8 protein-coding genes are annotated in these 13,525 nt (G+C 69.4%); 3 read left to right on the top strand and 5 right to left on the bottom strand.

Translation table 11 applies throughout. The features are described from left to right. The coding region (locus ABZT49_RS10875) for a transglutaminase-like cysteine peptidase (RefSeq protein ID WP_355286089.1) at positions 1 to 179 on the top strand (179 nt) is incomplete at its 5' end. On the opposite strand, the gene ABZT49_RS10870 is transcribed toward ABZT49_RS10875, so the two are convergent. Next, the gene (locus tag ABZT49_RS10870) at positions 163 to 444 is read right to left on the bottom strand and encodes a hypothetical protein (protein ID WP_355286088.1); all 282 of its coding nucleotides are present in this window, start codon (positions 442 to 444) and stop codon (positions 163 to 165) included. The two genes, ABZT49_RS10875 and ABZT49_RS10870, sit on opposite strands and share 17 nt — an antisense overlap. A gap of 292 nt (positions 445 to 736) precedes the next feature. Here ABZT49_RS10870 and ABZT49_RS10865 point away from each other — a divergent pair, with 292 nt between their 5' ends. Further along, positions 737 to 2,098, top strand: coding sequence for a DUF459 domain-containing protein (locus ABZT49_RS10865; protein WP_355286087.1), 1,362 nt, complete (start codon positions 737 to 739; stop codon positions 2,096 to 2,098). 31 nt (positions 2,099 to 2,129) lie between these two features. On the opposite strand, the gene ABZT49_RS10860 is transcribed toward ABZT49_RS10865, so the two are convergent. The 4 genes from ABZT49_RS10860 to gltB all read right to left on the bottom strand — a co-directional run bounded on the left by ABZT49_RS10860 (position 2,130) and on the right by gltB (position 11,582). Then, on the bottom strand, positions 2,130 to 4,304 hold the full coding sequence (locus ABZT49_RS10860; RefSeq protein WP_355286086.1) for a TonB-dependent siderophore receptor: 2,175 nt from the start codon (positions 4,302 to 4,304) through the stop codon (positions 2,130 to 2,132). 319 nt (positions 4,305 to 4,623) lie between these two features. Beyond that, positions 4,624 to 6,048, bottom strand: coding sequence for a glutamate synthase subunit beta (locus ABZT49_RS10855; protein ID WP_355286085.1), 1,425 nt, complete (start codon positions 6,046 to 6,048; stop codon positions 4,624 to 4,626). A 45-nt stretch (positions 6,049 to 6,093) separates the two neighbouring features. Then, positions 6,094 to 6,696, bottom strand: coding sequence for a glutathione S-transferase family protein (locus ABZT49_RS10850; protein WP_355286084.1), 603 nt, complete (start codon positions 6,694 to 6,696; stop codon positions 6,094 to 6,096). A 194-nt stretch (positions 6,697 to 6,890) separates the two neighbouring features. After that, on the bottom strand, positions 6,891 to 11,582 hold the full coding sequence (gene gltB / locus ABZT49_RS10845) for a glutamate synthase large subunit (RefSeq protein ID WP_355286083.1): 4,692 nt from the start codon (positions 11,580 to 11,582) through the stop codon (positions 6,891 to 6,893). 717 nt (positions 11,583 to 12,299) lie between these two features. Here gltB and ABZT49_RS10840 point away from each other — a divergent pair. Next, positions 12,300 to 13,361, top strand: a complete 1,062-nt coding sequence (locus tag ABZT49_RS10840) for a beta-eliminating lyase-related protein (RefSeq protein WP_355286082.1) — start codon at positions 12,300 to 12,302, stop codon at positions 13,359 to 13,361. Positions 13,362 to 13,525 lie beyond the last annotated feature (164 nt).

Genomic DNA, 13,525 nt, shown 5'->3' with positions numbered 1-13,525 from the left:
GCCACGCCGTGCTGATGCTGCGCACCGACCGCGGCGATCTGGTCCTCGACAACAAGACCAGCGCCGTGCTGCCCTGGCACAAGACAGGATACACCTTTATCAAGCGCGAGGGCGACGAGAGCACCCGCTGGGTCTCCCTCGGCCGGGCGGTGTCGCCGGTCGTCACCGCGAATCGCTGAGGCCGGTCCCGTACCGGGCGGCCAGGACCTCGCTGGCGAGTTCGGCGCTGCCGTTGGTCCAGGGCAGGGCCAGCACCACCCGCACGCCGGGCGCCGGCGCCAGGGCGTGCGGCCGCGCCATCGGCGCGGTGATCGGCGCCGGGTCGAGCGCCGGGCGCAAGGTCAGGGCCACGGCCTCCCGTCCGCCTCGGCTCAGCAGCACACCGGACCCGATCGCCAGGATGAGCGCGGCCTGGACACCCAGCCGCCGTACAGTCCGAACCATGTGAGAACACCCGCCTGTCGTGCGGCGACGTGTTGTTGTCCGTCGCTCGCCTGGGACACACCGTCGACCCGCGCCGCTTAACGGCCGGTCTTCATCGGGCGCGACCCGATCTTCCGGCTTCCGGGATGCTGAACGGAGGTTTTACACTGGCCTTCATCATCCCCTAACCTTGACAGGCCACGAATGCGGCGGCCCATCGGCGGCACGGGTGGGCCGGAGCCGGTTGCCGCGCTATACTCGTCGTCATGACGAAGCGGGCGGAGCCGGGAACGATGCGGATGGGGTGGCGCGGATGACGTGGCCGACTGGACGGGAAGTGTCGCGCCTCGTTCTCTGGAGCCTGCTCGCGGGCCTGAGCGCGCCGGAGGCGGCCCGGGCGCAGTATTCCGACGACGGCTACGGCTATCGCCGCGCGCCCTCCTACAGGCCCGCACCCGAGCCGCAGCGGCAGTTCTTCTGGCCCTGGGAGGATCGCCCCACAGCGCAGCCCCAGGCGCAGCCGGATCCCGGCCGGCCGGCCTATCGCGGCGCCTACCGCACCCCCCGCCCGCGGAGGGAGCGGGAGCGGGAACGCGAGGTGGTGCCCAGCCGCGAGGGCCGCTCGGTGCAGCGGCCCAAGCCCCGCCCGGCCCCGGTCGTCGCCCGGCCCGCCGCGCCGAAGCCCAAGACCGATCCGCGCACCCAGATCGCGGTGTTCGGCGATTCCCTTGCCGAGCTCCTGGGCCAGGGCCTCGACACCGTCTACGAGGCCAACCCTGACGTGGTGGTGATCCGCCGCGCCAAGGGCGACAGCGGCCTCGTGCGCAAGGACGTGGTCGACTGGCCGAAGGCGGCGGAGGATTACCTCAAGTCGAATCCGAAGGTATCCTACGCGGTGGTGATGGTCGGCGCCAACGACCGCCAGCCCCTGCGCGACGGCGACCAGACGATCGAGCCCCTGAGCGAGCGCTGGCGCGCGCTCTACCGCGACCGGGTCGACGCGCTCCTGAAGGTCTTCACCGACCGCAAGGTGCCGGTGGTCTGGGTCGGCGAGCCGCCGATGAAGAGCGAGACGCTGTCGGCAGACATCACCTCGCTCAACGAGATCTTTCGCGATCGGGTGCAGCGGGCGGGCGGCGTCTACGTCGACATCTGGCCGGCCTTCGTCGACGAGAACAACCGCTACGCTGCGATCGGGCCGGACCTCGAGGGTCAGCAGGCCAAGCTGCGCACCGCCGACGGCGTGCACTTCACGAAGGCCGGCGCCCGCAAGGCGGCCCACTTCGCCGATGTCGAGATCAAGCGCCTCCTCGAGGCGACGACCGGCGCGCCCGCCCTCCCCGACGCCGTCTCGCCGCTCGCCCCGGAAGCGCCGGCGCCGGCCGCCGCGGGCGAGGCCAAGCTCGACGACGATGCGGCGATCGACCGGCTCATCACCGCGATGCTGCCGAGCCTGCCCGAGCCGCCGGGCATCCCGGCCCTGCCGGTCAAGCCCGCCGCCGGCCCGGTCCTGCCGCTGACCCGCAACGAGGTCGCGCCGGGCGGCCAGCTTGTCACCGGCCGCCCCCGGATCGACCGCGACACCGGCTACACCCTGGAGCGCAGCCTGACCCGCGGCGCGGCCCCCCCGCCCCAGCCCGGCCGGGCGGACGATTTCCGCTGGCCGCGGGGGTGACCCTGCGGGGTTGAACCGGAGCGTCCGCCTCCTACAGCCGCGCCGTCAGCGTCGCCAGCACCGAGAACGGCGCCCCCGGCAGGTTGTTGAACTGGTTGAACGGCTGCTCGATGTAGCGCGCATCGGTCAGGTTCTTCAGGTTCAGCGAGAACCGGGCGTGCTCGTTGAGGTCGTAGAACACGGCCGCATCGACGCGGGTATAGGCGCCGACCTTGTAGGTGTTGGTGACGTCGCCGAAGCGCGAGCCGACATAGGTCACGCCGACGCCGAGCCCGAGGCCTCGCCATACGCCTTCCTGGACTTGGTAGGTGGTCCAGAAGCTGCCGCTGAACAAAGGCGCTGCCTCGAGCCGGTTGCCGACTGGAATGGTGCTGTCGCGCGTCACCCGGGCATCGGTGTAGCCGACGCCGCCGATGATCTTCCAGCCCGGCAGGATCGTGCCGGCGAGATCGGCCTCGACGCCCTTCGAGCGCTGCTGGCCGGTGATGATCGAGAAGCCCGTATTGACCGGATCGTTGGCTGCGACGTTGTTGCGGGTGATGTCGAACACCGAGGCGGTCAGGCTCAGGTCAGGGGTGAAGTCGAAGCGGGTACCGACTTCGATCTGCTCTCCGGTCTCGGGCGGCGGGTTGACGGCGTTGAAGACGTTCGCGGTCTGCGGCTTGAACGAGGTCGTGTAGCTCGCATAGAGCGCCAGCGGGTCGGCCACCCGGTAGATCAGGCCGACCCGGGGCGACACGCCCGACAGCTCCTGGTCGGGCGGAATCGTGCGCGAGGTCGGCGTGCGGCTGAAGTAGAACTGCGTGCCGGTGTCGTAGCGCACGCCGAGCAGGAGTTGCAGGCCGTAGCCGAGGTCGATCTGGTCCTGGGCGTAGAGCCCGGTCAGCTCGTTCTTCTGCTTCAGGTCGCTCTGGAGCGAGAGCGCGCCCGGCAGCGCGAGGCCCGGGACGGGATTGAGGAAGCTCACCGAAGCGAGCGCCCCCTGCGTGGTGACCGCCCGCCGGTAGCCGTTGAAATACTCGACGCCGAGGAGCGCGGTGTGGCGCAGGCCCAGGAAGTCGAACTTGGCCACCAGTTCGGTCTGGCTGTCGATGGCGGCGTAGGTCGAGGTGGCGGCGGTGGTGCGGCGCGCGACCGTGAGCCCGTTGGCCGAGACGCCGGTGGCGCGGGAGGCGATCGCGTCGAAGCTGCCGCTCTGGGCGTTGAGCACCTGGCGCAGCATGAGGTGCTCGTTGAAGTCGTGCTCGACCTTCAGCGTGCCGAAATTCGCGTTGGCATTGTAGCGCGAGAACGGCTCGCCGTAGTAGCGCGAGATGTTGTCGAGCGGCACCCGGCCGTTCCGGGCGATCAGGCCCTCGTCGTAGACCGTGTCCTGACGGGTGAACTCACCGATGAACGAGACCCTCGTGTCCGGGCTCGGGTTCCAGGTCAGCGCGGGGGCAATGAAGAAGCGGGAATTGTCCCGGCCGGCGAGGTCGCGGAAGGTCGGGTCGACCTGCGTGCCGAAGCTGAGGCGGGCCGCCACCCCGTCGGCGCCGGGCACCGGCCCCGAGGCCGAGCCCTGCACCCGCCGGAAGCCGAAGCTGCCGCCCTGGATGCTGGCATCGGCGGTGGGCACCAAGCTCGGCTGGCGGGTGACGATGTTGATGACGCCGCCCGGGTCGCCGCGGCCGTAGAGAACCGAGGCCGGGCCCTTGAGCACCTCGATCCGCTCGACATCGGCGAGGTCGCGCTGGACGGGATAGAAGTTGCTGGCCTGGTTCATGAACACGCCGTCGATGGCGTAGGTCTGGGTCCGGAAGCCGCGGATGATGAAAGTGTCGCTGCGGCCCTGGATGGTGCCGCCGGGCTGCACGTTGCTGACGTTGAACAGCGCGTCGGTGAGCCGCGTCTCCGCGCGGTCGACCAGGACCTCGCGCGGGACGACGTTGACGGTCTGGGGGATGTCGCGCAGCGGCGTATCGGTCTTCGTCGCGGTGGCGCTGCGGGTCGCGCGGTAGCCCTGGACCGGGCCGTAAGCGGTCTCGGTGAAGGCCGGGGCCCCCGCAGCCTGCGACGGGCCGGCGACCGTGATGGTGTCGAGGGCGATCTCACCGGATTCCTGTGCCCCGGCCCCGCCGGCCACGAGGCCCGGCGCCGCGCCCGCGAGCAGCGCGAGGAGCAGCGGCGAACGGCGCCGTTTCGCGGGGCGATGGGTAGAGCGCACGGGAACCTCGGGCGGTAGAAACGTCTCACCGCGGGTAATCGCGCGGGCCTTGACAATCAATCGCTTCGTCCGCGCAAGCATTTGAACCGTTCCAGGCCCGGTCGCTATCGGCCCTGGTGTTGCGTCAGCGCATCTATTGCGGGGACGGATGCTGCGTCAGGCCAGTGGACAACTCGGTCTGCATTCTGCGAATTGGAATAGATCTAATAAGCTCGATCACGGCGACGGGTGTGGGCGATCATCCGGAACGAGAACGGGACCCGCTCCAGTCCGGAGCGGGTCCCGTCGATCGGTCGAGAGGTCTAGGGCGCCCGCAGCCTCAGAGCGGCAGGGTCGTCGCGCCCATCAGCGCCTCGTCGATGGAGCGGGCCGCCTGCCGGCCCTCGCGGATCGCCCAGACCACCAGGGATTGGCCGCGGCGCATGTCGCCCGCCACCCAGACCTTGTCGGTCGAGGTGCGATACTGGCTGTCGTCGGCGAGCACGTTGCCGCGCTTGTCACGGGCGACGCCGGATTCCTCCAGGAGCCCCTTGGCCACCGGGCCGGCGAAGCCGATCGCCATGAAGACGAGGTCGGCCGGCAGCAGGAACTCGGAGCCGGCGATCGGCTTGCGGGATTCGTCGACCCGGGCGCAGACCACGCCCTTCACCTTGCCCTTCTTGCCCTCGATGCGCAGGGTCGCGGCCTGGAACTCGCGCTCCGCTCCCTCCGCCTGGCTCGACGAGGTGCGCATCTTGGTCGCCCAGTACGGCCACACGGTCAGCTTGTCCTCACGCTCCGGCGGGCGCGGGCGGATGTCGAGCTGGGTGACCGAGAGGGCGCCCTGGCGGAAGGCGGTGCCGACGCAGTCCGACGCTGTGTCGCCGCCGCCGATCACCACCACGTTCTTGCCGGCAGCGAGGATCGGCGTCTCGGCTGTGGGCGCCTCATGGCCGACGCGGCGGTTCGACTGGACGAGGTAGGGCATGGCGAAGTGCACGCCCTCGAGCTCCTGGCCCGGCAGGCCGGGATCGCGCGGGGCCTCGGCGCCGCCGGCGAACAGCACGGCGTCGAACTCGTTGTGCAGGCTGGCAAAGGAGCGATCGACGCCGACATTGACGCCGTAATGGAACTGCACGCCCTCGGCCTCCATCTGCCGCACCCGGCGGTCGATGTGGCGCTTCTCCATCTTGAAGTCGGGGATGCCGTAGCGGAGGAGCCCCCCGGCCTTCGGCTCGCGCTCGAAGACGTGGACGTCGTGGCCCACCCGGGCGAGTTGCTGGGCCGCGGCCAGACCCGCAGGGCCCGAGCCGATCACCGCCACACTCTTGCCGGTCTTCGCCTCGGCCGGCTCGGGCACGACCCAGCCCATGCTCCAGGCCTTGTCGGCAATCGCCTGCTCGATGGTCTTGATCGCGACCGGCTGGTTCTCGAGGTTGAGGGTGCAGGCCTCCTCGCACGGCGCCGGGCAGATGCGGCCGGTGAACTCCGGAAAATTGTTGGTGGAGTGCAGGTTGCGCGCCGCCTCCTCCCAATCTGCGTTGAAGACGAGGTCGTTCCAGTCCGGGATCTGGTTGTGGACCGGGCAGCCGGTCGGGCCGTGGCAGAACGGGATGCCGCAATCCATGCAGCGCGCCGCCTGCTTCTTCAGGTCGTGCTCGTCGAGCGGCAGGGTGAATTCGAGGAAGTGGCGCACGCGGTCGGCCGCGAGCTGATACTTCTGCTCCTGCCGGTCGAATTCGAGGAAGCCTGTGACCTTGCCCATCGGTGGAGTGCTCAGTTCGTGAAGTGATCGGGCCGGCGGCGGGTCTTAGGCGACCCCGGCGACGGTGGCGGAAGTGGGGAGCGCCTCCCCGCAACGGGTGAGCCAGGCCCGGATTGCGGGCCGGGCCGAGAGATCGAATCCGCCCTCGTCGGCGAATTGCGTATAGGCGAAGAGTGCGACATCCGCGATGCTGACGGCGTCGCCGACGAACCACCGCGCAGTGGTCAAGTGTCGCTCCATCAGGTCGAGGGCAGCCTCGCCGCCGGCTACTTTCTTCGGGTCGCGGGTCGCGGCCGGTTCGCCGCGGTAGCGCATGTGAAAGCGGCAAACCGCGATGGTCGGCTCGTGGCTGTACTGCTCCCAGAACAGCCACTCGTCGATCTTGGCCTGGATCCAAGGATCGTCGGGCAGCAGCGCACTGCCGCGGGCGAGGTGGCGGATGATCGCGTTGGACTGGGCGAGCGTCTGCCCGTCCGGGAACTCGACGCCCGGGACCTGGCCCATGGGAAAGCGGGCCAGGTAGTCGGGGGTGCGGCTCTCACCCTTCATGATGTCGATGGGCACGAAGGTGTATGGAAGGCCGAGGGCATCGGCGACGTAAATCACCTTGAGGCAGTTGCCTGACATCAAGTCGCCGTAGATCTGCACCGCGGTCCCTCCTTCGTCTCCGATCGCCGATCCCGAAGCTCCACCTCAACCCTCCCCCCCCCCTCAGCGGGGGAGGGTGGCGAACGGAGTGAGCCGGGAGAGGGCCAGCGCGACGCTGATCCAAGTGGCTCCCCTCTCCCGCCCCACTCCGTGGGGCACCCTCCCCCGCAGAGGGGGGAGGGTTCAGGCCAGCGTTACTCCGCCGCCACCGGCATCCGGGCCCGCTCCATCTCGCGCAGCGCCCGCCGGTACTCGACCGGCATCACCTTCACGAACTTGGTGCGGTAGGTGTCCCAGTTGTCGATGATCGCCTTGGCGCGCACCGAGCCGGTATACTTGAGGTGGTTGTTGATGAGGCCGACCAGGCGCTCCTCGTCGTGGCCGGACATGTCGGCGAGGATGTCGATGCGCCCCTTGGTCTCGAGGTCGCCGTCCTGGTGGAAGCGGCGCATGAACTCGTCCTCCTCCTCGACCGGCTCGAGATCGACCATCGACAGGTTGCAGCGCTTGGCGAAGGACCCGTCCTCGTCCAGCACGTAGGCGATGCCGCCCGACATGCCGGCCGCGAAGTTGCGCCCGGTCTCGCCGATCGACACGACCACGCCGCCGGTCATGTACTCGCAGCCATGGTCGCCCATGCCCTCGACCACCGCGATGGCACCCGAGTTGCGCACGGCGAAACGCTCCCCGGCCGCACCCCGGATGTAGGCCTCGCCGGCGATAGCACCGTAGAGCACCGTGTTGCCGACCATGATGGTGCGGTCCGACGGCGAGCCCAGCGCATCCGACGGCCGGATGATCAGCTTGCCGCCCGACAGGCCCTTGCCGACATAGTCGTTGGCGTGGCCGGTCAGGCTGAGCGTCACGCCGGCGGCGAGCCAGGCGCCGAAGCTCTGGCCGGCAGTGCCGGTGAGCTTCACCGTCAGGGTGTCGTCGGGCAGACCCTCGTGGCCGTGCGCCTTGGCGACCATCCCTGAGAGCATCGCGCCCGCGGCCCGGTCGGAGTTGCGGATCACGTCCTCGACGGTCACCGCCACGCCGGTCTCGATCGCATCGCCGACGCCTGCGATGAGCCGTCGGTCGAGGACCTGATCGATCGGGTGCTTCTGGGTCTCGACGTGGCGGAGCGCGACGGTCTCCGGCACATCCGGCTTGTGGAACAGCCGGGTGAAGTCAAGGCCCTTGGCCTTCCAGTGCGAGATCGCCGCGAGCTTGTCGAGATACTCCGAGCGACCGATCAGGTCGTCGAGCTTCGTCACGCCCAACGAGGCCATCAGCTCGCGCACCTCTTCCGCCACGAAGAAGAAGTAGTTGATGACGTGCTCGGGCGTGCCCTTGAAGCGCTTGCGCAGCACCGGGTCCTGGGTCGCGACGCCGACCGGGCAGGTGTTGAGGTGGCACTTGCGCATCATGATGCAGCCGGCCGCGATCAGGGGCGCGGTCGAGAAGCCGAACTGGTCGGCGCCGAGAAGCGCCGCGATCAGCACGTCCCGGCCGGTGCGGATGCCGCCATCGGCCTGGAGCGCGACCCGGCCGCGCAGGTGGTTGAGCACCAGCGTCTGCTGGGTCTCGGCCAGCCCGATCTCCCAGGGACCACCCGCGTGCTTGATCGAGGTCAGGGGTGCCGCGCCGGTGCCGCCGTCGAAACCCGAGATGGTGATGTGGTCGGCCCGCGCCTTGGCGACGCCGGCCGCCACCGTGCCGACGCCGACCTCCGCCACCAGCTTGACCGAGACGTCGGCCGCCGGGTTGACGTTCTTGAGGTCGAAGATCAGCTGGGCCAGGTCCTCGATCGAGTAGATGTCGTGGTGCGGCGGCGGCGAGATCAGGCCGACGCCCGGGGTCGAGTGCCGGACCTTGGCGATCTTGGCGTCGACCTTGTGGCCGGGCAGCTGGCCGCCCTCGCCGGGCTTGGCACCCTGCGCCACCTTGATCTGCATCATGTCGGCGTTGACGAGGTACTCCGCCGTGACGCCGAAGCGGCCCGACGCCACCTGCTTGATCGCCGAGCGGCGCGAGCGGCCGTCCGGCAGCGGCCGGTAGCGCTCGCGCTCCTCGCCGCCCTCGCCCGAGTTCGAACGGCCGCCGAAGGAGTTGACGGCGATCGCCAGCGTCTCGTGCGCCTCCTTCGAGATCGAGCCGTAGGACATCGCACCCGTCGCGAAGCGCTTGACGATCTCGACCGCCGGCTCGACCGCGTCGATCTCGACCGGGGCCCGGCCGATCTCCGCCGCGCTCTTGATCCGGAACAGGCCGCGGATCGTCTTGAGGTGGTTCTCCTGCTCGTTCACCATCTTGGCGAAGGCCCGGTAGCGGTCGGGCAGGTTGAGCCGCACGGCGTGCTGGAGCGTGGCGACAGTATCCGGCGTCCACGTATGGGCCTCGCCGCGCAGGCGGTAGGCGTACTCGCCGCCGACGTCGAGGGCGGTGCGGTAGACCGGCGCGTCGCCAAAGGCGTCACGGTGGCGGCGCACCGTCTCCTCGGCGATCTCGGCCATGCCGATGCCTTCGATGGTGGTGGCCGTGCCGAAGAAGTCGCGCTCGACGAAGGTCGAGTTCAGGCCGATCGCATCGAAGATCTGCGCGCCGCAATAAGACTGGTAGGTCGAGATGCCCATCTTGGACATGACCTTGAGCAGGCCCTTGTCGATCGACTTGATGTAGCGATAGACGATCTCGTCGTCGGTGAGCTCGGGCGGCAGCTCGTCCTTCATCGCGATCAGCGTCTCGAAGGCGAGGTAGGGGTTGATCGCCTCGGCGCCGTAGCCGGCGAGGCACGCGAAGTGGTGCACCTCGCGCGGCTCACCCGATTCGAGCACGAGCCCGACCGAGGTGCGCAACCCCTTGCGGATCAGGTAGTTGTGCACCGACGCGGTGGCGAGCAGCGCGGGAATCGGGATCCGGTCCGGGCCGACGGCGCGGTCGGAGAGCACGATGATGTTGTAGCCGCCGCGCACCGCGGCTTCAGCGCGGTCGCAGAGGCGGTCGAGGGCGCCCTCCATCGCCTGCGCGCCGGTCTCGGCCGCGTAGGTGATGTCGAGGGTCTTGGTGTCGAAGCGGTCCTCGAAATGGCCGATGCAGCGGATCTTCTCCAGATCCGCATTGGTCAGGATCGGCTGGCGCACCTCGAGGCGCTTCTTGCGCGAGGTGCCCTCGAGGTCGAGGATGTTCGGCCGCGGCCCGATGAACGAGACGAGGCTCATCACGGCCTCCTCGCGGATCGGGTCGATCGGCGGGTTCGTCACCTGCGCGAAGTTCTGCTTGAAGTAGGTGTAGAGCAGCTTCGGCTTGTCGGAGAGCGCCGAGAGCGGCGTGTCGGTGCCCATCGAGCCGACCGCCTCCTGGCCGGTCACGGCCATCGGCTGCATCAGGAGCTTCAGGTCTTCCTGGGTGTAGCCGAAGGCCTGCTGGCGATCGAGCAGCGACACGTCGGTGCGCGACTCGCGCGGCTGCACCGGGCGCAGGTCCTCGAGCACGATCTGGGTGCGCTTCAGCCACTCCTTGTAGGGGTGGGCGGCAGCGAGCTCGCTCTTGATCTCCTCGTTGGAGACGATGCGGCCCTTCTCCAGGTCGATCAGCAGCATCCGGCCCGGCTGGAGGCGCCAGGACGACACGATGTTCTCGTCCGGGATCGGCAGCACGCCCATCTCGGAGGCGAGCACGACGAGCCCGTCATTGGTGACGAGATAGCGGGCGGGGCGCAGGCCGTTGCGGTCGAGGGTCGCGCCGATCTGGCGGCCGTCGGTGAAGCAGAGCGCGGCCGGGCCGTCCCACGGCTCCATCAGGGCGGCGTGGTACTCGTAGAAGGCGCGCTGCTCGTCGCTCATCAGCGGGTTGCCGGCCCAGGCCTCGGGCACCAGCATCATCATCGCGTGGGCGAGCGGGTAGCCGCCCTGGACCAGGAACTCGAGCGCGTTGTCGAAGCAGGCGGTGTCGGACTGGCCCTCGTAGGAGATCGGCCAGAGCTTCGAGATGTCGTTGCCGAACAGCTCCGAATCGACGCTGGCCTGGCGCGCCGCCATCCAGTTCACGTTGCCGCGCAGCGTGTTGATCTCGCCGTTATGGGCCACCATCCGGTAGGGGTGCGACAGGCGCCAGGTCGGGAAGGTGTTGGTGGCGAAGCGCTGGTGCACCAGCGCCAGGGCCGAGACGAAGCGCTCGTCCTTCAGGTCGAGGTAGTAGTGGCCGAGCTGGTTCACCAGCACCATGCCCTTGTAGACGATGGTGCGCGAGGACAGCGAGACCGGATAGAACTCCTTCAGCCGCTCGTCCTTGAGGGTGTAGACGGCGTTCGAGATCACCTTGCGGACGAGGAACAGCCGGCGCTCGAAGGCGTCCTGGTCGGCGCTGGAGGCCGGGCGGCCGATGAACACCTGGCGGTGGCGCGGCTCGCTCGCCTTCACGCTCTCGCCGAGGTCGCTCGGATCGACCGGCACGTCGCGCCAGCCGAGCAGGGCCAAGCCCTCGTCGGCGATCGCCTTCTCGACGATCGCCTCGACGGTCCTGAAACCCTCATCGTCCCGCGGCATGTAGAGCTGGCCGACGCCGTAATGGCCGGCCTCCGGCAGCTTGATGCCGAGGCGCTCGGCCTCCGCCGCGAAAAAGCCGTGCGGGACCTGCACCAGGATGCCGCAGCCGTCGCCCATCTTCGGATCGGCGCCGACGGCGCCGCGATGGTCGAGGTTCTCCAGGATCTGCAGACCCTGCTGGACGATGGCGTGGCTCTGGCGGTTGTGCATGTCGGCGATGAAGCCGACGCCGCAGGCATCCTTCTCGTTGCCCGGGTTGTAGAGGCCCTGGCGCGCCGGCAGGGCCGGATCGCGCACGACGAGGGCGGGGACCGCCTGCCCGCGGGTGGAGGACTGGGACTGGTCGGTGCCGCTCATCGTCTGGTCTCCCATGGTCCGGTCTTCAGGTTCGGCGCGCGGGCGAGCGCGCTGGTTCGTGTCGATGGGGCCGGTGCGCCGCTCCGCGCACGAGCCGGAAGGGATTGCCTGCCGCAGGGGCGGGCCTGCCTGCCGCAGAGGCAGGCCCGCCGCTCCGGGCCGGTATACCCGCTTCATCGGGCGGGCGAAGTCGTGCGGACGGCCGAGAGGGGCGCCGCGGCGGCTAAGCGGACCCAGGGCAAGGCCGCCGCCTCTTGTCGTTTCAGTCCGCGGGAGGGTCGGTCGCGTCTCGCGAAGGGAGCGCCCGCACCTCGCGAGCGCCCGGCAGGCTGGTGTTCAGCCGGCGTGCGCCCGCACCGCCCGAATGGCGGCGCGTTTGGTATCTCGTTTGGCTATCGTGCAAGCCACAAGCCAGCGCCCTTGCGACCCGGGGGCGCGGGGCCCGACCGGGAAAATGGGACAGCGGTACTGTCCTAACTCGCGGAACCTGCCAGATTTCAACCGCTCCAGCAAGAGGCCATTCCGTCCAGGCTTGTGCTTTTCTTGCGTTTCGCATGCCGGCTCCGCAACGAAACACCGAATCCGGGTGTGACCGCGCATCTTTCCCCCGCGGGGCGCGCTCGGTGACACATGCGAGGCATGAGCCGGCGTGCCTCGCCCCGGCCGGTCCTTCCCGCCATGATGGCCGGACGCACGATGGCAGGGGCTTGGTCACGCATGAATTTCGCGAGCGACAACGTAGTCGGGGCGAGCGCTCCGGTGCTGGAGGCGATCGTGCGCCACAATGGCGGGGCGATGCCGGCCTACGGCGCCGATCCGCTGACGCTCGGGCTCAACCCGCGCTTCCGCGCCCTGTTCGATCATTCCGACCTCGCGGTCTTCCCGGTCGCCACCGGCACCGCGGCGAATGCGCTGGCGCTCTCCGTGATAGTGCCGCCCTTCGGCCTGTGCGTGTGCCACGAGGAGGCGCACGTGATGGAGGACGAGTGCGGCGCGCCCGAATTCTACACCCACGGCGCCAAGCTGCACGGCCTGCCCGGGACCGGCGGCAAGATTGCGCCCGAGACCCTCGACACCTTTCTCTCCGGCCTGACCCGGCACGTGAAGCAGATGCCGCCCCGGGCGCTCACCCTGTCGCAGCTCACCGAGAGCGGGCAGGCCTACACGGTCGAGGAGATCTCGGACCTGTCCCGCATCGCCCACGACCACGGGCTCACCGTCCACATGGACGGGGCGCGCTTCGCCAACGCCCTCCAGGCCCTCGGCTGCGCGCCGGCCGAGATGACGTGGCGCGCCGGTGTCGACATCCTCTCCTTCGGCGCGAGCAAGAACGGAGCGCTCGCTGCCGAGGCGATCCTGGTCTTCCGCCCCGACCTCGCCGAGACGTTGGAGTTCCGGCGCAAGCGCGCCGGCCACATCCTGTCGAAGGGCCGCTTCCTCGCCGCCCAGCTCGACGCCTATCTCGACGGAGACCACTGGCTGACGAACGCCGCCCACGCCAACCGCATGGCGGCGCGCCTCGCCGGGGGTCTGTCCAAGGTCCCGAGCGTGCGCCTGGCCTGGCCGGTCCAGGGCAACGAGCTCTTCCCGATCCTGCCGGCCGGCCTCGACGCGGCCCTGCGCCGGGGCGGCGCGGTCTATTACGACTGGACGAGCCGCAGCCTGCCGGCGGGCGAGACGGTGCGAGAGGACGAGCGGATGATCCGACTGATCACCGCCTTCTCGACGAGTGAGGCGGAGGTGGAGGAGTTCTTGGAACTGGCGCGGCGAGCGGGGTGATAAGATTTCCGCGTGAACCATCCGAAGACGAATAAAGCACGCCTTCCCTCTCCCGAGTGGGAGAGGGGCCGGGGGTGAGGGTGACACGCTTCAGTGTGAAGCTATGACCGTCGTGCTGGCAGCGTGACGCACTGCGTCTTATTCGGCAGCGTGTCACCCTCACC

It is taken from the genome of Methylobacterium sp. EM32 (assembly GCF_040593685.1).
Taxonomy (GTDB): domain Bacteria; phylum Pseudomonadota; class Alphaproteobacteria; order Rhizobiales; family Beijerinckiaceae; genus Methylobacterium.
Note: the sequence above shows the minus strand (reverse complement) of the source record. Positions and strands in the feature narration are given on the sequence as shown.